This window comes from Vreelandella sulfidaeris Esulfide1, assembly GCF_054072535.1.
This window is the reverse complement of the sequence record NZ_CM133364.1, coordinates 1,065,949-1,090,054: the sequence shown is the minus strand read 5'-3', so window position 1 is coordinate 1,090,054 and position 24,106 is coordinate 1,065,949. Positions and strand designations below refer to the sequence as shown.

Below are 24,106 nucleotides of genomic sequence, written 5' to 3'. Positions count from 1 at the left end.
GCGCCCGTTCTCTCTCGTCTCATCTCGACCGACATGTTCTCGACTAGCTTTTACGTTGAACAGTCTATTTTGAACCACCTGCTCTCGAACTATCTGGAAACCATACCATGCAACTCTCCGCTTTGACCGCTCTTTCTCCCGTTGACGGCCGCTACGCCTCTAAAGCCGCCGCGCTGCGCGAACACTTCAGTGAATTCGGCCTGATTCGCGCCCGTGTGATTGTGGAAGTTCGCTGGCTGCAGCGTTTGGCCGAGCACAGCCAAATTACCGAAGTGCCGCCCCTCTCTGCGCAAGCCACGGCGTTTCTCGAGCGGTTAATCCGCGAGTTCTCGGTCACCGATGCCGAGCGGATTAAAGAGATCGAGCGCACCACCAATCACGACGTCAAAGCGGTTGAGTACTTCTTAAAAGAAAAGATTGCCGATCAGGCGGAGCTGCATGCGGTCACCGAGTTCATTCACTTTGCCTGCACCAGCGAAGATATCAACAACCTCTCCTACGGCGTGATGCTCAGCGACGGCCTTAACGCCATGCTGCCCACCATGCACGAAGTGGCTGACGAAATTGCCAAGCTGGCGATTGCCCACGCCGCCCAACCGATGCTGTCGCGCACCCATGGTCAAACGGCTACCCCTACGACCTTGGGCAAGGAAATGGCCAACGTGGCCTATCGCCTCAAGCGCCAGCTCAAGCAAATTGAAGCGGTGGAAGTGCTCGGCAAAATCAATGGCGCCGTGGGCAACTACAATGCCCACCTGACGACTTACCCAGAGATCGACTGGGAAGCCAATGCGCGCACCTTCGTGGAAGGTTTGGGGCTTACGTTCAACCCCTACACCACTCAGATTGAGCCCCACGACTATATCGCCGAACTGTTCGATGCCATTTGCCGTTTCAACACCATTTTGATTGATTTTGACCGCGACGTATGGGGTTACATCTCGCTGGGCTACTTTAAGCAGCGCACAGTGGAAGGCGAGATTGGCTCCTCCACCATGCCGCATAAAGTCAATCCGATCGATTTTGAAAACTCCGAAGGCAACCTGGGCTTGGCCAATGCGGTTCTTAGCCATCTTGCCCAAAAACTGCCTATCTCACGCTGGCAGCGCGACCTGACCGACTCCACTGTGCTGCGCAATTTAGGGGTCGGCTTGGCTTATGGCTTGATTGCCTATCACGCCAGCCTGAAAGGCATCAGCAAGTTAGAAGCCAACCCCGAGCGCTTAGACGCTGACCTGGATAATAGCTGGGAAGTGCTTGCCGAGCCGATCCAAACGGTAATGCGCCGCTACGGCATCGAAAAGCCCTATGAAAAACTCAAGCAATTGACCCGTGGCAAGCGCATTGACCAAGCGGGCTTTGCTGCATTTATTGATACACTGGAACTGCCCAGCGAAGTCAAAACCGAGTTGAAGGCGCTCTCACCGGCCAACTATATTGGTAATGCCCAAGCGCAAGCCGAAGCACTCACACAACAGCTAAACGCTCTATAATTTCAATTGCTGTGACCACGACACCAGGATACGCCATGAACCATCACGATAAGCCGCTAACCTTGCTGGGCGATCTCACCGCTGCAGACTTCCTGGCCAATTACTGGCAGCAAAAGCCGCTGCTGATTCGTGGCGCAATACCGGATTTCATTAGCCCCATCGAGGCGGATGAGCTGGCGGGGCTCGCTTGCGAACCTGGCGTAGAGGCACGTTTGGTAGAGGAAGACGGCCCGGATGGCCCTTGGCAGGTCTCCCACGGCCCCTTCGATGAAGCCACCTTCGAGCGGCTACCAGAAACCAACTGGAGCTTACTGGTTCAGGCGGTGGACCATTATGTCCCCTCGGTGGCTGCGCTAATGGATGAGTTTGATTTCCTTCCGCGCTGGCGGCTCGATGACGTAATGATCAGCTATGCACCTCCCGGTGGTAATGTGGGCGCACATATCGACCAATACGATGTCTTTTTACTCCAAGCCAGCGGTCACCGCCGCTGGCAATTGGGAGGCAGACTGAGGGAAGATGCACCGATTATCTCAGGCATTGATCTACGTATTCTGAAAGAATTCACTGTCGAGCCTGACTCCGACTGGGTACTTGACCCAGGCGACATGCTTTATCTTCCCCCCGGCTGGGCGCATCACGGCGTTAGCCAGAGCGATGATTGCATGACCATCTCGGTTGGCTTCCGCGCACCTTCCGCCGACGAAGCTATTACCTCTTACGCGGACTACTTGGGCGAGCAGCTTCCTGCCTCAAAGCGTTACAGTGATGCAGGTATGGCGCCTGCTCAGCATACCGGCGAGCTGGACGACGCTGCCGTTGAACGTATGCGGCAGCTAATTATGTCGACGCTTGATAACCCAACCCAAATCGCCCAGTGGTTTGGCCGGGTAATGACCCAGCCTAAATATGTCGATCAAGTGGTACCGCTTGAAACGCCGCTAACCGAAACGGCGCTTGTTGCTCAACTACAAGAGGGCGAACCGCTCTATCATATGCCTGGCTCACGCTTTGCTTGGCGACACGACGCCAGCGGCACCACCCTATTCGTCGATGGTGATGGCCACGCCTGCTCGCCTGAACTAGCTCAACGCCTCGCCGACACCGCCCCGCTCTACGCCGACGAGCTGGAACTTGATGGTGCAGCGGCGCTTATTACACAGTTGGTCAATACCGGCAGCTTAGGCTTTATGGGCGATGAAGGTGATGACGACGAGGCGTATTAATGGCGATTACCCACATCAGTGTTGGTGACTGGGAGACACTCGGCCCGGCGGCCAGCGAGATCCGCCGCAAGGTGTTTATCGATGAGCAGAACGTGCCACAGGAAGAGGAGTGGGACGGGCTGGACCCCGAGTGCCAGCACTTTCTGGCCATGCTTGATGGGCAGCCAGTAGGCACTGCGCGCCTGCTGCCCGACGCACATATTGGCCGAGTCGCGGTGCTTGCCAACGCCCGTGGCACTGGCATTGGCGTACTGCTTATGCAAGCCGCCATTGAGGCGGCCCGCCATGCGGGCCATTCCCAGGTGGCCCTCAGCGCGCAGGTGCAAGCGCTGGCGTTTTATGAGCGGCTGGGCTTTGTTGCCCACGGCGATGAGTTTTTGGATGCGGGCATCCCTCACCGAGAAATGACGCTTTCGCTTACTCCATTACAAGTTAACTAAAAGCAGGATCGGAATTAGCTTGAAGCGGGGGTCTTTCGCCCTGGATGGCGAAAGTAGCGCCCATGGAAGGGTTCACAGCGCCCCCGCAGAGAGCTGTTCAGATCCGACTGCTCTTAAAAAGACATAGCACTGCTTTGGCAGTGCTTTTTTATGCCCCTCTTATAACCCCCTCTGACGAAAAACCACTACACAAACCCACCGTTTTCTCCCCTCGCTGTAGTCGGGTTACAACCCCCTGTGACCCGAAGTGTCAATTGTTGAATGCGCCATCCTCGTGGATAGTTATTGCATTGCAGCGTTAAGGCGATTGGGTCGATACACCTAGCCTGCAACGCTGTAGCAGGTATCTCTAGTCATGCTGTGTCTGGGCGCCAAGACGATTGGTTAAGAGACGATAAGGCTAGAGACACAGCCACAGAATTCAATGATGCTAAACACAGCTTCGCAGGTGCAGCATAAGCAAGTGCTGATTTGCGAAACACACTCCAGACCAAAGAGGGTAAGCTCATGTCAGGACTGCTCGAAGATATCAAAGCCATGGCGCAACTGCGCGAAGCACAAGCTGGCAAATGGGAAGCTATTAAACCTGAATACGCCGCTCGTATGCGCGCTCAAAACCGCTTTCACACCGGCTTGGACATTGCTCGCTACACCGCCAAGGTAATGCGCGAAGACATGGCTGCTTACGATGCTGATACCGCACAGTACACTCAGTCGCTGGGTTGCTGGCATGGCTTTATTGGTCAGCAGAAGCTTATTTCGATTAAAAAGCATTTTGGCACCACTAAACGTAGCTACCTTTATCTTTCTGGCTGGATGGTCGCTGCGCTTCGCTCTGAGTTCGGCCCGCTGCCTGATCAGTCAATGCACGAAAAAACCTCTGTCGCCAACCTGATCGAAGAGCTCTACACCTTCTTAAAGCAAGCTGACGCATGGGAGCTTAACCATCTGTTCCGTGCTCTCGATGAAGCCAAAGAGGCTGGCGATAGCGGCAAAGAGCAGGAACTGATCAGCAAAATCGATAACTATGAAACCCATATCGTGCCGATTATTGCTGATATTGACGCAGGCTTTGGTAACGCAGAAGCCACTTACTTGCTGGCCAAGAAGTTTATCCAAGCGGGTGCCTGCTGCATCCAGTTGGAAAACCAGGTTTCTGACGAGAAGCAATGTGGACACCAGGACGGTAAAGTCACCGTACCCCATGAGGACTTCCTCGCCAAAATCAACGCTGTACGTTATGCCTTTCTGGAACTCGGCATTGAAGATGGCGTTATCGTGGCGCGCACCGACTCGCTCGGTGCTGGTTTAACGCAAAAAATTGCCGTCACCAATGAGCCAGGCGATCTGGGCGATCAGTACAACAGCTTCCTGGATGGCGATGTGATTGAAAACGCTGCCGATATCAATAACGGCGACGTGGTCATCAAGCAGAACGGCAAACTGGTTAAACCCAAGCGCCTCGCGTCAGGCCTATACCAGTTCAAACCAGGTACTGGCGAAGACCGCGTGATTCTTGACTGCATCACCAGCCTGCAAAACGGCGCAGACCTGCTGTGGATCGAAACCGAAAAGCCCCACGTTGGCCAAATCGCCAGCATGGTTAACCGGATTCGCGATGTCGTACCGGATGCCAAACTGGTTTATAACAACTCACCGTCGTTCAACTGGACGCTGAACTTCCGTCAGCAGGTATTCGATGCGTGGCAGGAAGAGGGTAAAGATGTCTCGGCTTACCAGCGTGACAAGCTAATGAGTGCCGAATACGACGACACCGAACTTGGCCAGTTGGCTGATGAATGGACGCGCAATTTCCAGCGCGACTCTTCTCGCGAAGCGGGCATTTTCCACCACTTAATCACCCTGCCGACCTACCATACGGCCGCCCTGTCTACCGACAACCTGGCGAAAGGCTACTTCGGCGACGAAGGTATGCTGGCTTATGTAAAAGGCGTACAGCGCCAGGAAATTCGCCAGGGTATCGCCACGGTACGCCACCAGGATATGGCGGGCTCCAATATCGGTGATGACCATAAAGAGTTTTTCCACGGTGACGCCGCGCTCAAGGCTGGTGGCAAAGATAACACCATGAACCAGTTTGGCTAACAGCTTGCCCTTATAGGGTCTAACACACCTAACCAACCCTGCAACAGGAGGCCTCTCGGCCTCCTGTTTTGCTTGCCTCATATATTTGCACACTGTTTTCTTAATACGCTGTTACACTCTCGGTTAAGCTATTTCTAGCTATTTATTTTGACAGCTTTGATCTTTTCAGACGTTTGCTGGTCAAAAATGTTAGCATCAGTTATCTTTAACGAACACCGTTCTATAACTGCTACCGTTCCACTGACTGCCATGCGGATGGCCGTGATGGGAACGACAGTAAACCAATAGATGCCCTGGAGGTTTTAATGAAACGTCTTCTTCTACCGGCTGTAGCCTTAAGCATTCTCACGCTGGCTGGGTGTGCCAATACCTCGGGCTACTCGGGTGATGTCTATCGCGGCAGCCAAGCAAAGACGGGCCAAAGCGTTACTTACGGCACTATCGTGGCGATTCGTCCGGTACAGATTCAAGCTGAAAGCCGTGCTGGTGGCCTGTTGGGCAGTGGCGGCGGCGCCGTTATCGGTGGTCTTTTAGGTAGCCAAGTGGGTGGCGGCTCAGGCCGTCAGCTAGCCACGGTTGCAGGCGCCCTGGGTGGTGCGGTGGCAGGCACAGCAACGGAAGATGCCGCTAACCGCGTCGATGCACTAGAAATGGAAATACGTCGTGATGACGGCACCGATGTGGTCGTTGTTCAGCGTGCAGACCGCCAGTTCCAGGCCGGTCAGCGAGTACGCTTGATTGGTAACGGCGCCAGCATGAGCGTTGCACCGTATTAATTAAATTAGCTGATTGTTAGCGCCTTAATGCAAAAAAAAGCCCGGTCATTTACGAAATGACCGGGCTTTTTAATAAATATTAATTTAGCGGTGAGTCTTGTTGCCTGCCCAGTTGACCAATGCCATGACGCCCCAGCCAATTAAGCCCAGCAGTAAAACCACCAGCAGCATATCTACCGGCTGAACCAACGTGGTCGCCCCCAACACGGCGAGCGTTATCACCCATAAGTAGCGGTTATTACCATGGCTTTTCAGGAAGCTGGGCAATAGCTTATCCAACCCCTGACTAACACCACTATTCCAGCGCTGGTAAACAAAGTAAGCAATCAGGCAAAACGCGATAAGCCAAATAATCAATACTGTCATAACGAGCTCCCATGGAGGATAGGGCAAAGGGGAAAAATGATGAACGTAGGGTATCTCTGGTCATGCTGGTGCGCAACACCGTCAAAGGTGGTGGATAGGAAAAAGCGCCGCTACCCCCTGACAAGTCGGCAAACACGCGTTACCATATTGGAACATGCACTCACCGAAAGGTTATTCCATGCAAATTGCGCAAAACTCGGTTGTCGCGTTCCACTACACCTTGACTAACGATGAAGGTGAAGTGCTGGACAGTTCTGAAGGCCGTGAGCCGCTAACCTATCTCCATGGCGCCGGTAATATTATCCCGGGCCTTGAGAAAGAGCTGGAAGGCCATGCAGCTGGTGAAAAGTTGAACGTTAGCGTTTCGCCGGAAGAAGGTTATGGCGAGCTGCAAGAGCAGCTAATGCAAGAAGTACCGCGCGATGCGTTCCAAGGCGTTGAAAGCATTGAGCCGGGCATGCAGTTCCAAGCCCAGACTCAAGGCGGCCCGCTGATGGTTACCGTGAAGAAAGTCGAAGGCGATACCGTCGTTGTTGACGGCAATCACCCGCTCGCAGGCCAGAAGCTCAACTTTGATGTTGAGATCGCTGAAGTACGTGAAGCGAGTGCTGAAGAAGTTGAGCACGGCCATGTACACGGCGAAGGCGGCGTTGAGCACTAAGAGGCTCTCGCTACCAACCAGAAAAGGTGACCTACGGGTTACCTTTTTTTATGCGTTACCGTTTTATACCCTAACGGTGCCGCCCTTACTCATCAGGTATCAGCACTAGCTGCCCATGACGAACGCTTCGCGACGACGTAACTTCAGCGGCAAACTGTTTGAGCGCGTTCCCCTGCCCTTTAAGCAACGCCACTTCCAGGCAGCTTTCGGCGTTAATATGCACATGCAAGGTCGAAAGCGTGAGGTTATGATGATCATGCGAGTGACGCGTTAAGCGCTTGGATAGCTCGCGAGCGGCATGATCGTAGACATATACCAGCGCCCCCATGCAAGGCGCCTCCGGTGCAACTTCTTCTCTCACTTGCTTTAAACCACTGCGGGTCAAGTCGCGAATCGCCTCTGAGCGGTTTTGATAGCCACGTGCGCGCATCAGCGCATCCACTTCTGCCAACAGCTCCTCATCGAGCGTTACCGTTACACGCTGCATTCACGCCTCCTCTAATAATGGCCCGCTTTCCATAGACTGCTTGGCCCGTTAGTATGATGTTATTGCAAAAACATCATACTAGCACCGCGACTAGCGCAAAGGATAAAGCGATGACTAAAACAACTCGGCCTATCTTACTGGGTATTGCGCTAAGTTGTTTAGCCGCCATTAGCAACGCACAGGCAAAAGAACAGCTAATTTTGGCGATTGGCGGCGAACCCGAACAGGGCTTTGATCCGCTGTTGGGCTGGGGGCAGTACGGCAATCCGCTGTTTCAATCGACATTACTCTCACGAGACAAGGATCTTTCACCACAACCAGAGCTGGCCACCGAGTGGTCACTTTCTGAAGATCGCCTCACCTGGACATTGACCCTGCGCGACGACGCACGCTTTTCCGATGGAACCTCACTGACCGCGGCTGATGTGGCTTACACGTTCAATACAGCGGCGCAGGCGGGTGGTCGTGCGGATCTTAGTGCACTTGCTGAAGCAGCAGCTGTAGATGAAAAGACTGTCACGCTTCGCCTCCACTCCCCGCGCATTACTTTTATTGATCAGTTACTGACCCTTGGCATCGTGCCCCATGCCAAGCGTAAAAACGGCTATAACGATTCCTATGGTCGCTACCCCCTGGGTTCTGGGCCCTACCAGTTGGTCGAGTGGCAGGAAGGCGAGCAGTTAATTGTTGAACGCAACCCCTATTTCTATGGTCCTTCCCCCGCTTTTGACCGCCTGGTATTTCTGTTTACCGGCGAAGACGCCACGCTGAGTGCAGCTCATGCCGGTCAGGCAGATATTGCCGCCATCCCACCAGCATTGGCTGCCAATGTGCCAGCAGACATGCAGCGCGTAATCATGGAAAGCGTCGATAACCGCGGCATTCTTTTTCCCATGCAGCCGAGTAATGGCGAGCATGCGGCCTCTGGCGCGCCAATTGGTAACGATGTCACGGCAGATCCCGCCATCCGTCAGGCGATCAATTTGGCGGTTGATCGCGATATGCTGGTTGAAGTGGCCCTGCACGGCTTTGGTCGCCCTGCCTTTGGCCCGGCTGACGGCCTTCCCTGGAGTAGCGATGAAGAACGAATAGATGCCCCTGATCTTGCCCAAGCGAAGGACATACTCGATGCCGCCGGCTGGGAGTTGCAAGACGATGGCCTGCGCTATAAGGAGGGCCTGCCTGCCCGTTTTCGGCTCACTTACCCGTCAAGCGATACCACCCGGCAGCTGCTTGCCGAAGTAAGTGCCGAAATGGTTCGCCCGCTGGGCATCGAGATGCAGCCAACGGGCCGCCACTGGGATGATATCCAGCGTCATGCCTTGCACCAAGACGCTATTCTGTTTGGTTTTGGTAGCCACAGCCCTCAAGAGGTTTACTACCTCTTCCACAGCCAGCACGCCGGTAACGGTTACTACAACAGCGGCTTTTATACCAACTCGGAAGTAGATGCCCATTTGGATGCCGCCCAGGCGGCGCCCAGTACCGAACAAGCCAACCGCCACTGGCAGGCCGCCCAGTGGGACGGCACTACTGGTTACGGCTTGCGCGGAGACGCTAGCTGGGCCTGGCTGGTCAATCTGGAGCATGTCTATTTTGCCGACACTTGCCTGGACGTGGGCGAGCTGGGCGTAGCCCCCCACGGCCATGGCTGGCCCATCACGGCCAACCTGCTTGAGTGGCGCTGGGCATGCGATTGATACCGCGCATTGCTAAGCGCCTAGGCCGCCTGGCGCTGGTACTGCTGTGCGTCGCGCTGGTCTCGTTTGGGCTCATGATGCTCTCACCCATTGATCCGGTGGATGCCTATCTAGGCCCACAGGTGGCCCAGGTCAGCCCCGAACAGCGCGCGCTGATTGCCGAACGCTGGGGGTTTGATGCCCCTCCCGCCGTACAGCTTGGCCACTGGCTGCGTCAATTCGCGAGTGGTGACCTGGGTTGGAGCCATGTGTATAACCAGCCGGTCAGTGACGTCATCGGCCAGCGCTTTCAGCGCTCCATCGTGCTGCTGGCAGGCGCGTGGCTCGTCTCGGCACTGTTGGGGTTTGCACTGGGTGTCATGGCGGGTGCGAAAGAGGGCTCGCCGCTGGATAACGTGATCAGCACCTACGCTTATTTAACCGCTTCCACGCCTGCCTTTTGGCTGGCCATGCTCGCCGTGCTGCTGTTTTCAGTCACGCTGGGGTGGGCACCTACCTGCTGCGCTGGCCCGGCCGGCGTATTGGATCAAGATGTCACCCTCGCCACACGGCTGCATCACTTAGTGCTGCCGGTCGCCACACTGGCGCTGCTGGGTATCGCGAATATCACCTTGCACACCCGCACCCGCATGATTGAATTAATGCGCTCAGATGTTGCTACCCACGCCTTCGCCCAGGGCGCTAGCCGATTCGATGTCGCCTGGCGGCACGGCCTCCGTCACGCCAGTTTACCGGCAGTGACGCTAGCGTTCGCATCACTGGGGGAGCTTTTCGGCGGCTCTATTCTGATTGAACAAGTATTTGCCTACCCTGGCTTGGGGCAAGCCACCGTCGCCGCGGGCCTGCGCAGTGATATTTCGCTGCTGCTGGGGATTGCCCTGTTTACCGCCCTGTTTGTCAGCATCGGCAACCTCGTCGCCGATACGCTGTATGGCGTTATCGATCCACGCCTTACGACAGGTGGTTCATGACCGCTACCCAGCCGCGCCTGCGCGCAATGCTCAGCCTGAGCATCACCGCTGTGTTTATCGTAGGGCTTATCGCCAGTCAGTGGCTGTTGGCCGATTCAGCACAACAGATGCAGTTTGACGCTCGCTTGGCCCCGCCGAGCCTTGAACACTGGCTGGGCACCGACGCCCTGGGCCGGGAACTCTGGGCGCGCACCCTGGCTGGGTTGGCACTGAGTTTTTGGGTGGGCTGCCTGGCCGCGCTGCTGAGTACCTTGATTGCGCTGAGCTTGGCGGCGCTAGCCACGCTCTCGGCGCGGCTGGATGCGCTGGTGAGCCTGCTGATTGACACCCTGCTGAGTGTTCCACATCTGATTCTATTGATGCTGATCGCCTTTGCGCTGGGCGGCGGCACCCAGGCAGTGATCATTGCCGTGGCGGTAACCCACTGGCCAAGCCTTGCCCGGGTGCTGCGCGCCGAACTGTGGCAGTTGCGGCAAGCCCCCTATGTACGCATTTCGCGAGCGCTCGGCAAGTCGCGCTGGTTTGTACTCCACGGCCACCTACTTCCCCATCTGCTTCCCCACTGCTTGGTGGGTGCCCTGCTGCTGTTCCCCCACGCGATTTTGCACGAAGCCGCGCTGACCTTTCTGGGCTTCGGCTTAAGCCCCAGCCAACCGGCTATTGGCGTACTGCTGGCCGAGGCAATGCGCTACTTGAACGGCGGGTACTGGTGGTTAGGAGTATTTCCGGGCTTGGGGTTGTTACTCATGGTGCTGATGTTCGAGCGCCTTTCCAGCCACCTCCGCCGTGCGCTTTAACGCTGTTAAGCAAACCACTAATGGGAGGCATACCGTGTTCACGATTGACCAATTGTCGCTACAGCTACCCTTGTATGCTTCCTGGTGGAAGCGTGAGTGGGTCACCTGCTTGGATAACGTTTCATTGACGTTTGCCACAGGCGAAGTGCATGCCCTGGTGGGTGCGTCGGGAGCAGGGAAAAGCTTACTGGCTTACGCGATGATGGGCCTATTGCCCGCGCATGCCCGTCTTACGGGACAGCTTTGCTACCATGGCATACCGCTTGATGAGTCACGCCAACGCCTGCTTCGTGGCCGTGAGCTAGCCCTGATCCCTCAATCGCTAAGTGCTTTAGACCCGTTGGTGCGTACCCAGCGCCAAGTGGCCTGGGCAGCCCAGCGCGCTGGCCACTCATCAGCGCACGCGTGGCAAGCGTCTCAGCAGTCCCTTGATCACTATCAGCTACACGGTCGTGCCCAGCAGGCTTATGCCCATGAACTTTCCGGCGGCATGGCCCGTCGTGTATTAACGGCCATGGCGCATGTGAGCCAGGCCCAGCTAGTGATTGCCGACGAACCCACTGTGGGCCTTGACCCGCACCAGCGCCAGCGTGTTTTGGATGCGCTGCGCGGACTGGCTGACCAAGGCAAAACAGTGCTCTTGATTACCCACGACTTGCGCCACGCTCTGCCGATTGCTGATCGCGTTACCATTATGCGTAACGGCAAGCCAGTCGAGACTGCATCAGCTTCTGCCTTTCAAGGCCAAGGCAGCTCGCTGAGCAGTGCTTATGCTCAGGCATTGTGGTTAGCGCTGCCGGACAATGACTTTTCGACCCACGCGGGTAGCCAAGCTCAACAGACTGAACAGGAGTCCACCGTTGCTTGAAGCGCGTCAGCTGAGTTTTCATTTTTCACCCGGGGAGCCATTACTCGAGTCTGTTTCACTCATGCTGAACGCAGGCCAGTGGGTAGGGTTAAGCGGCGACTCTGGTTCAGGCAAATCGACGCTGGGCAAACTGCTGGCAGGTTATTTAACACCGCAAGTGGGCGATATCACGCTGGATGGCGCGGCGCTGCCAAAAAACGGTGTGCAGCCGGTACAGTGGCTGCCGCAATCACCGGAACTGGCGGTGAACCCACGCTGGCGAGTCGGTAAGATACTGCGGGAAGCATGGACGCCCTCTGACGCCCAGTGCGAAGCGTTTGGCGTACACACCCATTGGCTGTCGCGCTTCCCTCAATCGCTCTCAGGGGGGGAGTTACAGCGCGTGTGCGTACTGAGAGCGCTAGTACCCAGGGTGCGCTTTCTGATCGCTGATGAAATCTCGACAATGCTCGACCCGATTACTCAGCTTGAGCTTTGGCAGGCGTTAAAACGAGAGGCGGAACAGCGCCAGTTGGGTGTGCTGGTGATTAGTCACGATGAAGCGCTATTAAAACAATTATGCGAACACCGTTACCATCTAAGCGCCGGTTTGCTAAAACGAATTTAGCTAACCGCTTGGCGACGCTCAAAACGCCACAGGCCGAAGGCAATCATTAGCGTCATGCTAAGCAACAGCCACGAGCCAACGCTCACCCCCGACCAGCCGGCCCACTGCCAGAACGGCTCCAGCCAAAAGCCGCCTAAACTGGCGCCCACGTAATAAAACACCAGATAGAGCGCCGACGCACTGCCCCGGGCGCCCTGGGCATACCGCCCTACCCAGCTAGACGCCAACGAATGTGCCAGAAAAAAGCCGAACGCATTGACGCTTAACCCAACGATAATCAGCACGAGAGAATCAAATAGCGTGATGGCCGTGCCTAGCATTAAAATCATCACCCCCATCATCATGCACGCAGCGGGAGAAAACCGCCCCGCCAAACGCCCGGAAATCATTGACCCGAAGGTGCCGCCTAAGTAGGTCAAGAAAATCAGCCCCAAGCCACTCGCGGCCAGTTGATACGGCGCTGCGGCTAACCGAAAGGTGATATAGCTGTACTGGTTTATGAAAATCAGAAAGTTGATGCCGCCCAAGCAGTAAGCCGCGAGTAGGGCTGGACTGCGTATATGGCCGAGCAGGTCCCCCACAGCTTTACGCAGCTCGAAACGCTGGGGAGCAAAGGCACGGCTATTAGGCAGCAGTCGCCAAAACACCACGCAGCCAATCAGCGTTATTAACCCTACCGACAAGAAGGCCGCCGTAGGCCCGCCTACCTCAGCCGCGGCGCCGCCTACGATACGCCCACTGATCCCGCCCAATGAATTGGCCCCAATATAGAGGCCTACAGCACTTAACAAGGCAGGTTTATCAAACTCATCGCCCATCCAGGCGATCGCTACTGCTGGCAGCCCGCCCAGCACAAAGCCCTGCAGAAGGCGCAGCAGCAGTAAGCTTTCAAAAGTGGGCGCGAATGCCAAGGCAATGGAACAGCCGCCTGCCATCAGCAAGGTAATTCGCATTATGCCTTCACGACCGATGGCATCCGAGAGTGGGCCGAATACCAGTAGCGCCATGGCTAAGGAGAGCGTTGACACTGACATGAGCAGGCTGACGCCCAGGGTTGAGACATCGTAGGTCTCCTTTAACCCTGGCAACAGCGGCTGCGGTGCATACAGATTAATAAAAACAAGAAAAGAGCCAAGGCAAAGCGCCAAGGTGGCGCGCCACCAAGCGCGCGTTTTGGCTTCGATCATGCCATCCCTAAAAAATGAAGAGTCTGACGATTAGAAAACACGACTGCTTAGCTGGGCTAAATGGGTTGGCTCCAGGGCACGACGCGCCTGCCAGTAGTAACGCTGCCAGTAACTATTATCTAAGCGAGAGATAATGACCCCTTTTGAGGTCGAGGCGTGAAGAAAATAGCCATCGCCCATGTAGATACCTACGTGGTTGTAACGACCCGGCGGGCGGAAGAACACCAGATCGCCCGCCTGCAACTCTTGGCGGTCGATCGAGCGTCCCTCGTGTACTTGGCCACGGGTGGAGCGCGGAAGCTCTAAATTAAACGTGTCACGATAAACATTGCGAACCAGGGCCGAGCAGTCAATCCCTCTTTCTGACGTGCCGCCAATCCGATAAGGCGTCCCTGCCCAGCGTTGATGCTGTGTCAGCAGCGCCTCTCGAACCACTGTTGGTGGCGGCACTTGCATGCTGCGCAGTTGCGCATTGATGGGATCCATTGGGGACATTTGCGGGTTAGCCCCCATGCCCGGCAATGTCATCGAGAAGTAATTCTCGGGGGCTTGCATATTGCTCTCTCGAGTAGAGCCTGCGCAGCCAGCGACCAATGCAACTAAACAACAAACACTTACGACACGGACAGCGGTCACAGCGGGGCGTGGCAACGCAACCATGTGATTAACCTCGTGACATTGATAAGAGGGCGGTACAACAAAATTATTTTTTCTAATCACGACTATAAGCTAGTTATCCTATGTTTGGCGAGCCTCAATGTAAGGTGCGTTGATCGCCCGGTAATGTATCAATATGTAGCGGCGCAAAATGGCGTGGTTTATTGCCGGGAAAATCCAGGCTAGCCCACGGCCCAGCCAAGACAGGCGCGCCACATACCCACGCCACCAGCGCCTGACGGAAACCCGCTAAAAAGCTTTCTCGCTCAGGGGTTTCGCCCATAAAAAACGAGAAGCCTGCGTACATCCCCATGGCATACTCCTGCCACCCGGCATAGTGGTCAGCGGCTAACTGGTAAGCGCTATCCAGCACCTTCGCGAAGGCAACGCTATCCAGCCAGCCAAGCTGCCGTGCAGCAATTGCCAGATCGACCAACTGGGCGATATCCCAAGCGGCCATATCTACCTCATTACAGCCATCCTCGTTATCACGCACCCGGCGTAAGCGAAGCAAATGATGGCGTTCGTCTTCAGCGCAGTCGCCGGACTCGAGGATAGCGATCTCAGCGCCTAATCGCTCCTTGTTAAGCGTATAGGGAGCGTAATTAATCTGATACTCCTGGCGATCCCCCGACTCGAGCATATAGGACAAAAACTCCTGCATATCCTCGGCATTGCTCAAGTGGTAGTGGCTATCGACCCACTCACGGATTTCGGCGCACTCCCGTGCACTCTCAGGTTGAGGTTCACTCCATACAGCACTGTTCAGCGGCCCTACCAGCGACATGGCGGTGAAGTGGCTCAACGTGGGTCGGTGACCAGGCTCACACCAAGCGTCGTGACGCCAATCCAGCCAGTGAAACAGGCTGCCAGGGTCCTCAATGTGCCAAATAATTTCATTGATGAGCGACGTGTGTTCTGGTTCTGGCAAACAGCTTTCCCATGCAAACCATGCGTCGAGCAGGCGCTTTGCATTGGGGTAAAAACGACATAGGCAGCTACGCAGCGCGCTGGCGTACTCCAATAGCGGTGCCCGATCCAATAGCCCGCTGTCCAGTGACATATGCAGGTAGAAAGCAAATTTTTCAGCCATATGGATCGTCGCCGCATGCCGGCTCACACCCTTAACGGCATTGCGTTGCTTAAGCTCTTCCGGGGTCGGCTGGCCAAACCAGCTTTGCGAGGGTGGCAATACACCGTGTACCGCATCAGCAGCCAATTGATTAAGGTGATGTGCCTGCGCAGGTAGCCAGTAGCGTGCCAGTGCACTGGCGCCCTCGTCCGCATGTAACCCCAGCGACTCCTGCAAGTAGAGCGCCGCGTCGGCACGTTGCTCTTCAGGCAGGGCAGCCAGCGGGTCTATCTGGCGTAGCATCGCATCCGGCTCGCGTACGCTGGCCAGCGCCAACAACCAGTGGTGAGACGTGTTACGCCACTGTCGAATGCGCGTTTGAGAAGCTTTACGTGTGGCGTCATCTAATAACTCGCCCGGCGGACACATCCATGGGCTATGTGCACTATGCAGCAGTAATTGATGCCGCTCACTGGGTGTTTTACCCCGCCGATCGATACCGTCAAACAGGCTTTGCCCGCGTTCGTAGGCGTTAAGGACAGCGTACCAGTCATGGTAACGGCGACTCATCAAATCAGCGGCGTGCCCTGCCAAGTCATCCGCTTCTTCCTGACTGAGCCAGCCACAGCAGGCACCTGCCCAAGCGAGCTCAACAAGCCGCAACCAGTCCCAAGCCGCCCACTCTAGCGGCTCGCCTTGGGTAACGAACTTAGTTAACACCGGTGCATAGGGCGACTCATTCACCACACTGCGCTGCCATTCCATGCGCTGGGCGTTGTCCATGTTCAATAGCTCACGGGCTTCGATATCCCAACGCTGACGCTCACCCTGAGCGCCTAACCAGAGCATTACGCCGAGCAGGGCATCACGATCACGGACATCCCATACGTGGGCTAGCCATTCGGTGGCTTCTGGCCAGTCAGCCTGGCGGGCAGGATAAACAATAATTGGCCGAAACAATGCGCATAGCCGCCAACTTTGCGCCTGGGGCTGCTGGGGCCATAGCGGGGCGGGGGCAGGAAGCTTCGCTAGGGTATTGCCGAGTGTCTCCCATGTAATACCCTCGCCATCGGTTTCGAGAGTCGCCAACGCCTGGCAGGCATCGATAAAGCGATCGTCGGCGCCAATTTCCCAACCGCGGACGCCCAAGGCACGCCGCAAATCCGCCAGCCACGCACGTAGGTCACTATAATCACTGGTGATGCGACGAGTTAGATGGTGCGCCCAACAACGTGCCTGGTCGGCTTCTAACCAACCCGCAGCACCGGCCAAAGCCGCCCATTCAAGAGCGCCTAGCAGCCGATCGGCATGGCCTGGGGGTGCCCCTAGCCCGTGAAACAGCTGTTCGGCCAATTCACCCCGGCTGGTTATCCCCAGTTGCAGCAGGCGTTGTTCCGCTGCTCCTGCATCGACCGCCAGCGGATGAGGAGTAAATGCCCAATCACACAGCACAAGCTGTTGGGCCCACCAGGCATTTAACGCGTCGATCAAGAGGCACCTCGAAAAAGCACAGTATCACCACCAGCTAAGAGCCAGAATAAAGCCGCCTAGTGTAACGGAAAGTTGCGCGAACACCGATAGCCAGAGGCATCCCAAGGCTAAAACGACAACCGCCCGGCCAAGGCCGGGCGGTTGTCACACGGTTAGCGGCTAAACAGCTAGGCTTTTTTAACCTTACTAATCACCCACAAGAGCACCACAGCACCCACTGTCGCAGTGACTAGCGAACCGATAAAGCCACCGGAAGAAAGGCCAAGAAGGCTGAACAAAAAACCACCCACGACCGCACCAACGATACCGACACCGATATTACCCAGGATGCCAAAACCGCCGCCACGCATGATGTTGCCAGCAATCCAACCAGCCAAGCCACCAATGATTAACCATGCAATAAAGCCCATATAGTCTCCTTACTATTTAAATTCGGGTTTTTAGTCACGTGTTTTACCTACCAGTCGTGCTTGTTCTACCATAGCACACAGCGCTACTGTTCGGCGCCTACCGGCATCGATGCTTGGCAACTCTTAAAGGAAAATACATGATCCCCGACTCGCTCGAACAATTGCTTAAAAGCACTGATGGTCAACAAACGGCCAAGTGGGAAGGCCGTGATATCGTGCTTTTCAATATGTCTTGGGGCGAATTGGCGATCAGCCTGCAAGGCGCTCAAGTACTGCATTTTTGCCCCCACGGCGATACTGGCTGGCTCTGGCTGACCCCAACGCCCCAGGCGATGCCAGGCGCTATTCGTGGAGGAATCCCCCTCTGCTGGCCATGGTTTGCCGACGAACGTTATGCCGATGAAAGCCCCAACCGCGATGGTCCCTTTCATGGCCTCGCCCGCCACGCCGAATGGCGCCTGGACGCCGTTGATGAGCATGCCGAAGGAATTGAAGTCCACCTTTCCCCCAAGCAACGCTTACACACTCAGCTGACTGCACGCTTGGTGGTACAAGCCAACGCCCAACGGTTAAACGTAGAGTTGATTAGCGAAAACATCGGCGAAACGCCGATCAAAACCAGCGGAGCGCTGCACACCTACTTAGCCGTTGCCGATATTCATCAGTGCCGCCTGGAAGGTCTTTCCGGCGCGCGTTATCTCGACAAACTATGCGATTTTGCAGAAAGCGAACAGCAAGGCACCCTGGCAGTCCAAGGCGCTATTGACCGTATTTACCACACCAATGAAGCGGTACTACTCAGCGATGGGGAACGCAGCCTGCGCATCGGTAAGCAGTCCAGTGATTCCACGGTGGTATGGCATCCTGACAGCGTACTGCCCAAAGACACACCGGCAGACGCAGCGCGCCACTTTATCTGCGTAGAAGCTGCCAATACGCGTTTGGATCCCGTGTGGCTCGTACCCGGTGCTCAGCACTTGCTAGGCACTACCCTAAGCCGCGGTTAACCTTCGGTTCATCAATACTTTGTTAATCTGCGTTCATTCACAAGCGCTCAGGAGATCCGATGGACCCACAACAATGGTTAGAGGCGGCGACACTGGCATTTAATTTAATCGGTATGGTGGTGTGCTTGGTTGGCCTTACCCTGGCGCAAAAGATGGCGCGTCGCTGGCCTGGCTATATATTGGCGGGGGTAGGGTTTTTGATTGCCATGCTACCGGTCCTTTCGCAACTAATATTAATGTTACGCCAGTGATGTTCATTCTGCCCTTATCGCTTTAAAGACTGGGACCGGAAACACAGAGGGATCGATAGGATGCGCCAGCCGTTAAGTCGCGAACTGAGCAATTTATTAGAGAGGGGACGGGATCGCCAATTGCGCTTAGCGGTAACCGGCCTTTCTCAAGCAGGTAAAACCGCTTTTTTAACCTCACTGGTCAACCAGCTACGCCATGCAGGCGTTGAAGCGCGCCTCGACTTACTGCCTGCCGCGCGTGAAGGCCGCCTACTTGGCGCCCAGCGGCTTAACCAGCCCGACCTGGGTGTGCCACGCTTTCCCTACGACCCCGGCATGGCCGCCCTACGCGATACCCCGCCACGCTGGCCAGACCCTACCCGCGGCATTAGTGAACTACGCTTGCAACTACGCTATCGCCCTGCCCGCAGCGGCTGGCTAACGCCTGAGATTGCCCACCTTACCCTCGATTTGTTCGATTACCCCGGCGAATGGCTGCTCGATTTACCCCTGCTACAGCACGACTTTTACAGCTGGAGCCAAGTCCAGGCGCTCCATGAAGGCGAACAACGCCGGGGTCTGTTTAGCGAGTGGTTAGCCGCGGTGGAACCACTCGACCCCGCGGGCGAGGCCGATGAAGCCCAGCTCGCCACCCTGGCTGAAGATTACGCGCAAGGGTTACGACGCGCCAAGCAAGCCGGTTTTTCCGACCTACAGCCAGGGCGTTTTTTGCTACCCGGCGAGCTGGAAGGTGCACCGGTGCTGCAGTTTTTCCCGCTGCCACAGCTGAATGCATCTCACCACAGCACCTCGAAAGAAGCGCTGGAAGCACTGCCTGCCAACAGCCTTTACGCCACCCTGGCCGCCCGCTTTCGCTATTACCAACAGCAAGTGGTCAAGCCCTTCTATCGCGATCACTTCCGTCGCTTTGACCGACAGATCGTACTGGTAGATGTGCTCGGGGCACTGAATGCCGGGCCGGAACGGTTTGAAGACCTTTCCCGTGCACTGCGCCAGTTAATGCACAGCTTCGATTACGGCAAACGCAGCCTGCTGACCCGCCTGTTCGCGCCCAAAATTGATCGCCTCGCAATTGCTGCCACCAAAGCCGATCACGTCACCCCCGACCAGCATGGCAACGTGGTTCAGCTACTGGAAGCCTTACTGGCTGAGCCATTGAAAGATTTGCGCTTTGCCAACGTGCCGGTCAAAGCGCTCTCTCTAGCATCGATTCGTGCCACCGAAGCCCGCGAGGTAACCCACGAAGGTAAGCGTTCACCAGCGCTGCGTGGTACCACCCTGGAAGGCGAAGACGTGCTGGTGTACCCAGGCGATGTACCCGCACGGCTTCCCACTGCTGATTTTTGGCAACAACAAGGCTTCGACTTTCCCGGCTTCCGCCCAATGCAATCCACCTCGGAAGCGCTGGATCATATTCGCATGGATGCCGCCATCGACTGGCTGATTGGAGATAAACTGACATGACCACCCCACAGCCACGCCGTCATTTTACGCTGGATGATCAGCAGGAGGCCGCTGACGCGGAGACTTCGCTTCGCCATCGTGAAGCCTTTGCGGGCACCAGCGAGCACCAGCCGCTGGCGCCCCTTCCAGAAGACAAAGCCTTACCCACTGCCAGTTTAGGTGCCCCGCGCAAGCGCCGTTGGGGACTACTCTTCGCCCTAATAGGCGGTGCCGGATTGGGTACCGCTGAGCTGGTCACCGGTATTCCAGATGCGCTGGCGGAGTCACAGTGGCTCAACATGGCTTGGCAGCTGTTCGGGATCAGCCTGATCGGCCTAGGGGGAATCTCACTACTTAAAGAGCTAGGACGTTTGCGCCGCCTAAAACGTCACGACAAACTACGCGGTGACCTTGCCGAGCTGCCACTGCGCTCGCCGAAGCAGGCCCACGCGATGGCTGGACAGCTTAAGCGTCAGCTCAAACTAGCCGACGATGACCCACACTGGCTGGCCTTTCAACGCGCCAGCCAGCCTCACCATAGCGGTGAGGAAATCCAGACGCTATTGCGTTACCACCTACTAGCGCCGCGAGACCGTGAGGCCCAACGCTTGATTACGCGAATGTCCGGCGAAACTGCCATCATGGTCGCTATTAGCCCGCTAACATTGGTGGATATGGCACTGGTGGCATGGCGCAGTTTGGCAATGGTAGATCGGTTATGCCGCCTTTATGGTCTTGAACTGGGCTATGCCAGCCGCCTGCGGTTGTTCCGCAATGTACTGCATAACATGGCGTTTGCCGGTGCCAGTGAACTGGCCGCCGACGCCAGCATGGACATGCTTTCGCTTGATTTGGCTGGACGCCTCTCTGCTCGCGCCGGGCAAGGGTTGGCCACTGGGCTGCTTAGCGCACGCCTGGGCCTGCGCGCGCAACGCCTCTGCCGCCCGGTGCCGTTCACGCTTGATGAGCAACCCAAGATCGCCGACTTACGCCAAGACCTATGGCGACAGATCAAGCGACTCGACAAAGAGACGGTCCCTCAGGAACGCGATCATCGACAATAAAAAACTTCATCAGCGTCAACCTAATCAGCCAACGACCAATTTCTGTCGCTAGTAAGTCGCTGTTGCTAGAAAATCTCTGCTGGCAGTAAGTTGGGATTCAACGTTAGTTGGCGTCATCATTAGAGACCGACATGGCATCCTCCAATAATGAGAGGTAGTTTATGAACAACCCCAGCGACCCCGAGACGTCCTCCGTGTCTAGCGACATGCAGACCGACTATGTCGTCGGTCAGGACAATATCAAGGGAAATTTTGGTCCCTTCGGTTTTGATATTCATAACCGCGTATTTGTTGTATCAGCCCTTGCCTCGACCCTCTTCATCATTCTCACGCTATTGTTTCCAGAACGTGCAGGGAGCGCTTTCCAATCCATCGTCGCCTTTTCGACAGGAACGCTGGACTGGTATTTCATGATCCTGGTGGATTTTTTCATTCTGTTTTGTTTGGCGTTAGTCATCCTGCCCCATGGATCGGTCAGGCTGGGTGGGCCTGACGCTCGCCCAGAGCACAGTTACCTTTCTTGGTTCGCGCTGTTGTTCACCGCAGGCATAGGCATTGGCTTGTTGTTCTTTGGCGTACTGGAACCGGTTTATCACGCTAACGTCTCACTTCCCCTTAATGTCACATCCCCGTTCGGCGATAACGGCGAGCTAAATTCAGCGGCTATTCCTGAGGCCAGCGCGATGGGGCTTGCGGGTACCTATCTCCATTGGGGCATCCATGGCTGGGCGGTGTATGTCGTCATGGCGCTAGGGCTGAGCATTTTCACCTATAATAAGGGGCTCCCTTTCTCAATTCGCTCGGCATTTTTCCCCATTCTCGGTGAGCGTGTCTGGGGTTGGTGGGGACATGCGATCGATATTCTAGCGGTGTTTTCCACTCTCTTTGGGCTGGCCACATCGCTCGGGCTTGGTGCACAGCAAGCCAATGCAGGGATGAATTTTGTCTTTGGGCTGGAAGTGAGCACGACCACCCAGGTTATTGTGATCGTACTGGTGACGGCGGTGGCCCTAGTCTCCGTTTGGCGTGGGCTTGAAGGGGGTGTGAAGAAGCTCTCCGAAATCAATATGGTGCTCGCTGTATTGTTCTTCTTTTTCGTGCTGTTTGCGGGCCCTACGCTGATAGCCTTAACCGGGTTCTGGTCAGGGCTATCAACGTATGTGACTGAGTTCTTACCTTTATCAGCGCCCTTCGGTCGCGATGATGACGCCTATCGCCAGGCCTGGACCATTTTCTATTGGGCTTGGTGGGTCAGTTGGGCACCTTTCGTCGGTATGTTTATCGCCCGGGTATCACGGGGCCGCACGGTACGTGAATTCGTACTCTGCGTGTTGCTGGTTCCCAGCCTGTTTATCTTTATCTGGATGGGCGTCTTCGGGTCAACTGCGCTTGAACAGCTGTATGCTGACCCCGCTGGCAGCCTGGTTAAAGAGTATGTGATCGATAACTATAGACCCGAGCTGTCGCTGTTCGGCATGTTAAACGAGCTACCGTTGACGGGGCTAATGTCGACGCTAGGTATCATTCTGGCGCTGATTTTCTTCGTCACCTCCTCTGATTCCGGTTCTCTGGTGATCGATACCATCACCGCCGGCGGCAAAATCGACGCTCCACGGCCCCAGCGCATGTTCTGGGCGATTGTCGAGGGTCTCATTGCGATTGTGTTACTGATCGGCGGGGGCCTGACAGCGCTTCAAGCGGGGGTAACCGCGACTGCGATTCCTTTCTCCATTGTACTGTTGCTGATGTGCTACTCGATCATCAAGGCGCTCAATGGCGAGCTGCGGCTTATTCGTAAGTGACGCCAGTAGCTGACACCTTGAGACAACTGTAAAAAAGGCCCCTTCGCTAACATCAGCAAGGGGCCTACTATTTTTACAGCCGGCTCACATCAAGCCGCTTAGGCAATACGCTGCTCAGTCTGTGCATCAAACAGGATCGCCCGCCCCATATCGACCCGCAGCGATAAGCGCTCTCCTGCCGCCACCGCGCATTTAGGCCCGACGCGGGCGGTTACTTCCTGCTCCCCCAGCGGTAGGCGCAACAGCATATCCGCCCCGGTGGGCTCTACCACTGAAACACTAGCGCTCAGCAGCGTTCCTTCCGCCTGGGACGTTAATCGCTCATCCTCTTCACTGAAGTGCTCTGGGCGTAGGCCAAGAATGACCGGCTGGTTAAGCCGTTCAGCCATCTCTGCAGCGATTCGCTCCTGCGGCCAGGGCAGCACCAAATCATCCTCGCCCGGCGTGGCAATGCGCAGTTGATAACCGCCGCTGTTATCTTCCAGCGTAGCGCGAATAAAGTTCATTGACGGCGACCCCATAAAGCCCGCCACAAACATATCCACCGGGTTGTTGTAGACCTCATCCGGCGAGCCCAGCTGCAAAATGTGGCCGTCGCGCATCACCGCGATACAGTCGGCCAGGGTCATCGCTTCGACCTGATCGTGGGTCACGTAAACAATGGTAGTGCCCAGGCGCTGGTGGAGCTTTTTGATCTCGGTGCGCATATCCACGCGCAGTTTGGCATCCAGGTTGGAGAGTGGCTCGTCGAACAGATAAACCTTGGGCTCCCGCGCCAACGCCCGCCCCATTGCCACGCGTTGACGCTGCCCGCCGGAAAGCTGGGCGGGCTTGCGATCCAATAGATGGGTAATCTGCAACAAATCTGCAACCCGCTCTACCGCCTGCTCACGCTCGGCTTTGGGCACCTTGCGCATTTCCAGTCCGAAGCTAATGTTCTGGCGCACGGTCATGCTCGGGTAGAGCGCGTAGGACTGAAAAACCATGGCGATATCGCGATCTGCGGGAGTACGCCAGGTCACGTCTTCGCCATCAATGTAGATGTTGCCAGAGGTCACCGGCTCTAACCCGGCAATGGCGTTCATCAACGTCGACTTGCCGCAGCCTGAAGGGCCGACCAGAATCAGAAACTCGCCGGAATCGATTGAGATGCTGACGTCTTTGAGCACCCGCTCGCTGCCGAACTCTTTACGCACGTTGTGGATTTCTAACGCTGCCATAATG

At 56.1% G+C, this 24,106-nt stretch carries 23 protein-coding genes; 16 read left to right on the top strand and 7 right to left on the bottom strand.

Annotated features, from left to right (window positions below):
• Window positions 1-107 precede the first annotated feature (107 nt).
• The 5 genes from purB to ACW44H_RS05045 all read left to right on the top strand — a co-directional run bounded on the left by purB (window position 108) and on the right by ACW44H_RS05045 (window position 6,041).
• Window positions 108-1,493, top strand: coding sequence for an adenylosuccinate lyase (gene purB, locus ACW44H_RS05065; RefSeq protein ID WP_457507398.1), 1,386 nt, complete (start codon window positions 108-110; stop codon window positions 1,491-1,493).
• Between the two features lie 35 nt (window positions 1,494-1,528).
• A complete protein-coding gene (locus tag ACW44H_RS05060) occupies window positions 1,529-2,719 on the top strand; it encodes a JmjC domain-containing protein (protein ID WP_457507396.1) in 1,191 nt (396 codons plus the stop codon).
• Window positions 2,719-3,159, top strand: coding sequence for a GNAT family N-acetyltransferase (locus tag ACW44H_RS05055; protein WP_457507394.1), 441 nt, complete (start codon window positions 2,719-2,721; stop codon window positions 3,157-3,159). The genes ACW44H_RS05060 and ACW44H_RS05055 overlap by 1 nt, the downstream gene beginning before the upstream one ends.
• A 507-nt stretch (window positions 3,160-3,666) precedes the next feature.
• Window positions 3,667-5,265, top strand: coding sequence for an isocitrate lyase (locus ACW44H_RS05050; RefSeq protein WP_113270398.1), 1,599 nt, complete (start codon window positions 3,667-3,669; stop codon window positions 5,263-5,265).
• 305 nt (window positions 5,266-5,570) lie between these two features.
• Window positions 5,571-6,041, top strand: a complete 471-nt coding sequence (locus ACW44H_RS05045; protein ID WP_113270397.1) for an outer membrane lipoprotein — start codon at window positions 5,571-5,573, stop codon at window positions 6,039-6,041.
• A gap of 84 nt (window positions 6,042-6,125) precedes the next feature.
• Here ACW44H_RS05045 and ACW44H_RS05040 read toward each other — a convergent pair whose 3' ends face one another.
• The gene (locus tag ACW44H_RS05040; RefSeq protein ID WP_457507392.1) at window positions 6,126-6,407 is read right to left on the bottom strand and encodes a hypothetical protein; all 282 of its coding nucleotides are present in this window, start codon (window positions 6,405-6,407) and stop codon (window positions 6,126-6,128) included.
• Window positions 6,408-6,585: 178 nt separating this feature from the next.
• Between ACW44H_RS05040 and ACW44H_RS05035 the strand changes: the two genes are divergently transcribed.
• A complete protein-coding gene (locus ACW44H_RS05035; RefSeq protein WP_447042475.1) occupies window positions 6,586-7,068 on the top strand; it encodes an FKBP-type peptidyl-prolyl cis-trans isomerase in 483 nt (160 codons plus the stop codon).
• Window positions 7,069-7,153: 85 nt separating this feature from the next.
• On the opposite strand, the gene nikR is transcribed toward ACW44H_RS05035, so the two are convergent.
• Complete coding sequence (gene nikR / locus ACW44H_RS05030) at window positions 7,154-7,555, bottom strand: nickel-responsive transcriptional regulator NikR (protein WP_113270394.1); 402 nt, start codon at window positions 7,553-7,555, stop codon at window positions 7,154-7,156.
• A gap of 110 nt (window positions 7,556-7,665) precedes the next feature.
• Here nikR and ACW44H_RS05025 point away from each other — a divergent pair, with 110 nt between their 5' ends.
• The 5 genes from ACW44H_RS05025 to ACW44H_RS05005 are packed head-to-tail and all read left to right on the top strand — an operon-like array spanning window position 7,666 to window position 12,498.
• On the top strand, window positions 7,666-9,255 hold the full coding sequence (locus tag ACW44H_RS05025) for an ABC transporter substrate-binding protein (protein ID WP_457507390.1): 1,590 nt from the start codon (window positions 7,666-7,668) through the stop codon (window positions 9,253-9,255).
• Window positions 9,246-10,226 (top strand): ABC transporter permease, encoded by a 981-nt coding sequence (locus tag ACW44H_RS05020; protein ID WP_457507388.1) that lies wholly within the window; start codon window positions 9,246-9,248, stop codon window positions 10,224-10,226. The genes ACW44H_RS05025 and ACW44H_RS05020 overlap by 10 nt, the downstream gene beginning before the upstream one ends.
• On the top strand, window positions 10,223-11,023 hold the full coding sequence (locus ACW44H_RS05015; RefSeq protein WP_457507386.1) for an ABC transporter permease: 801 nt from the start codon (window positions 10,223-10,225) through the stop codon (window positions 11,021-11,023). The genes ACW44H_RS05020 and ACW44H_RS05015 overlap by 4 nt, the downstream gene beginning before the upstream one ends.
• Before the next feature lie 34 nt (window positions 11,024-11,057).
• Complete coding sequence (locus ACW44H_RS05010) at window positions 11,058-11,891, top strand: ATP-binding cassette domain-containing protein (RefSeq protein ID WP_457507385.1); 834 nt, start codon at window positions 11,058-11,060, stop codon at window positions 11,889-11,891.
• Complete coding sequence (locus tag ACW44H_RS05005) at window positions 11,884-12,498, top strand: ABC transporter ATP-binding protein (RefSeq protein ID WP_457507383.1); 615 nt, start codon at window positions 11,884-11,886, stop codon at window positions 12,496-12,498. The genes ACW44H_RS05010 and ACW44H_RS05005 overlap by 8 nt, the downstream gene beginning before the upstream one ends.
• On the opposite strand, the gene ACW44H_RS05000 is transcribed toward ACW44H_RS05005, so the two are convergent.
• The 4 genes from ACW44H_RS05000 to ACW44H_RS04985 all read right to left on the bottom strand — a co-directional run bounded on the left by ACW44H_RS05000 (window position 12,495) and on the right by ACW44H_RS04985 (window position 17,315).
• A complete protein-coding gene (locus tag ACW44H_RS05000; protein WP_457507381.1) occupies window positions 12,495-13,685 on the bottom strand; it encodes an MFS transporter in 1,191 nt (396 codons plus the stop codon). The genes ACW44H_RS05005 and ACW44H_RS05000 overlap by 4 nt on opposite strands.
• A gap of 30 nt (window positions 13,686-13,715) precedes the next feature.
• The gene (locus ACW44H_RS04995) at window positions 13,716-14,240 is read right to left on the bottom strand and encodes a C40 family peptidase (protein ID WP_113270387.1); all 525 of its coding nucleotides are present in this window, start codon (window positions 14,238-14,240) and stop codon (window positions 13,716-13,718) included.
• Between the two features lie 199 nt (window positions 14,241-14,439).
• Entirely contained in the window at window positions 14,440-16,905 is a 2,466-nt protein-coding gene (locus tag ACW44H_RS04990; protein WP_457507379.1) for a DUF1266 domain-containing protein, read from the bottom strand.
• Window positions 16,906-17,072: 167 nt separating this feature from the next.
• Window positions 17,073-17,315: a GlsB/YeaQ/YmgE family stress response membrane protein gene (locus ACW44H_RS04985; RefSeq protein ID WP_035555944.1), complete on the bottom strand. Its 243-nt coding sequence runs from the start codon at window positions 17,313-17,315 to the stop codon at window positions 17,073-17,075.
• 137 nt (window positions 17,316-17,452) lie between these two features.
• Between ACW44H_RS04985 and ACW44H_RS04980 the strand changes: the two genes are divergently transcribed.
• The 5 genes from ACW44H_RS04980 to ACW44H_RS04960 all read left to right on the top strand — a co-directional run bounded on the left by ACW44H_RS04980 (window position 17,453) and on the right by ACW44H_RS04960 (window position 22,882).
• Window positions 17,453-18,322, top strand: coding sequence for a D-hexose-6-phosphate mutarotase (locus ACW44H_RS04980; RefSeq protein WP_457507377.1), 870 nt, complete (start codon window positions 17,453-17,455; stop codon window positions 18,320-18,322).
• 59 nt (window positions 18,323-18,381) lie between these two features.
• On the top strand, window positions 18,382-18,573 hold the full coding sequence (locus ACW44H_RS04975; RefSeq protein ID WP_113270384.1) for a hypothetical protein: 192 nt from the start codon (window positions 18,382-18,384) through the stop codon (window positions 18,571-18,573).
• A 60-nt stretch (window positions 18,574-18,633) separates the two neighbouring features.
• Window positions 18,634-20,037, top strand: a complete 1,404-nt coding sequence (locus tag ACW44H_RS04970) for a YcjX family protein (RefSeq protein ID WP_457507375.1) — start codon at window positions 18,634-18,636, stop codon at window positions 20,035-20,037.
• Complete coding sequence (locus ACW44H_RS04965; protein WP_457507373.1) at window positions 20,034-21,080, top strand: YcjF family protein; 1,047 nt, start codon at window positions 20,034-20,036, stop codon at window positions 21,078-21,080. Before ACW44H_RS04970 ends, ACW44H_RS04965 begins: the two co-directional genes overlap by 4 nt.
• 161 nt (window positions 21,081-21,241) lie before the next feature.
• On the top strand, window positions 21,242-22,882 hold the full coding sequence (locus tag ACW44H_RS04960) for a BCCT family transporter (protein ID WP_457507372.1): 1,641 nt from the start codon (window positions 21,242-21,244) through the stop codon (window positions 22,880-22,882).
• A 98-nt stretch (window positions 22,883-22,980) separates the two neighbouring features.
• On the opposite strand, the gene ACW44H_RS04955 is transcribed toward ACW44H_RS04960, so the two are convergent.
• Window positions 22,981-24,102: an ABC transporter ATP-binding protein gene (locus ACW44H_RS04955; protein ID WP_113270380.1), complete on the bottom strand. Its 1,122-nt coding sequence runs from the start codon at window positions 24,100-24,102 to the stop codon at window positions 22,981-22,983.
• Window positions 24,103-24,106 lie beyond the last annotated feature (4 nt).

Excerpts from the sequence above, each read along its gene's own strand:
- ACW44H_RS05060 (WP_457507396.1), top strand. The coding sequence starts at position 1,529 with ATGAACCATCACGATAAGCCGCTAACCTTGCTGGGCGATCTCACCGCT.
- ACW44H_RS05015 (WP_457507386.1), top strand. The coding sequence starts at position 10,223 with ATGACCGCTACCCAGCCGCGCCTGCGCGCAATGCTCAGCCTGAGCATC.
- nikR (WP_113270394.1), bottom strand. The coding sequence starts at position 7,555 with ATGCAGCGTGTAACGGTAACGCTCGATGAGGAGCTGTTGGCAGAAGTG.
- ACW44H_RS05045 (WP_113270397.1), top strand. The coding sequence starts at position 5,571 with ATGAAACGTCTTCTTCTACCGGCTGTAGCCTTAAGCATTCTCACGCTG.
- ACW44H_RS04975 (WP_113270384.1), top strand. The coding sequence starts at position 18,382 with ATGGACCCACAACAATGGTTAGAGGCGGCGACACTGGCATTTAATTTA.
- ACW44H_RS05050 (WP_113270398.1), top strand. The coding sequence starts at position 3,667 with ATGTCAGGACTGCTCGAAGATATCAAAGCCATGGCGCAACTGCGCGAA.
- ACW44H_RS04985 (WP_035555944.1), bottom strand. The coding sequence starts at position 17,315 with ATGGGCTTTATTGCATGGTTAATCATTGGTGGCTTGGCTGGTTGGATT.
- ACW44H_RS04955 (WP_113270380.1), bottom strand. The coding sequence starts at position 24,102 with ATGGCAGCGTTAGAAATCCACAACGTGCGTAAAGAGTTCGGCAGCGAG.
- ACW44H_RS05025 (WP_457507390.1), top strand. The coding sequence starts at position 7,666 with ATGACTAAAACAACTCGGCCTATCTTACTGGGTATTGCGCTAAGTTGT.
- ACW44H_RS04970 (WP_457507375.1), top strand. The coding sequence starts at position 18,634 with ATGCGCCAGCCGTTAAGTCGCGAACTGAGCAATTTATTAGAGAGGGGA.
- ACW44H_RS04965 (WP_457507373.1), top strand. The coding sequence starts at position 20,034 with ATGACCACCCCACAGCCACGCCGTCATTTTACGCTGGATGATCAGCAG.
- ACW44H_RS05020 (WP_457507388.1), top strand. The coding sequence starts at position 9,246 with ATGCGATTGATACCGCGCATTGCTAAGCGCCTAGGCCGCCTGGCGCTG.
- ACW44H_RS04995 (WP_113270387.1), bottom strand. The coding sequence starts at position 14,240 with ATGCAAGCCCCCGAGAATTACTTCTCGATGACATTGCCGGGCATGGGG.
- ACW44H_RS05055 (WP_457507394.1), top strand. The coding sequence starts at position 2,719 with ATGGCGATTACCCACATCAGTGTTGGTGACTGGGAGACACTCGGCCCG.
- ACW44H_RS05040 (WP_457507392.1), bottom strand. The coding sequence starts at position 6,407 with ATGACAGTATTGATTATTTGGCTTATCGCGTTTTGCCTGATTGCTTAC.
- ACW44H_RS04980 (WP_457507377.1), top strand. The coding sequence starts at position 17,453 with ATGATCCCCGACTCGCTCGAACAATTGCTTAAAAGCACTGATGGTCAA.
- ACW44H_RS05035 (WP_447042475.1), top strand. The coding sequence starts at position 6,586 with ATGCAAATTGCGCAAAACTCGGTTGTCGCGTTCCACTACACCTTGACT.
- purB (WP_457507398.1), top strand. The coding sequence starts at position 108 with ATGCAACTCTCCGCTTTGACCGCTCTTTCTCCCGTTGACGGCCGCTAC.
- ACW44H_RS05000 (WP_457507381.1), bottom strand. The coding sequence starts at position 13,685 with ATGATCGAAGCCAAAACGCGCGCTTGGTGGCGCGCCACCTTGGCGCTT.
- ACW44H_RS04960 (WP_457507372.1), top strand. The coding sequence starts at position 21,242 with ATGAACAACCCCAGCGACCCCGAGACGTCCTCCGTGTCTAGCGACATG.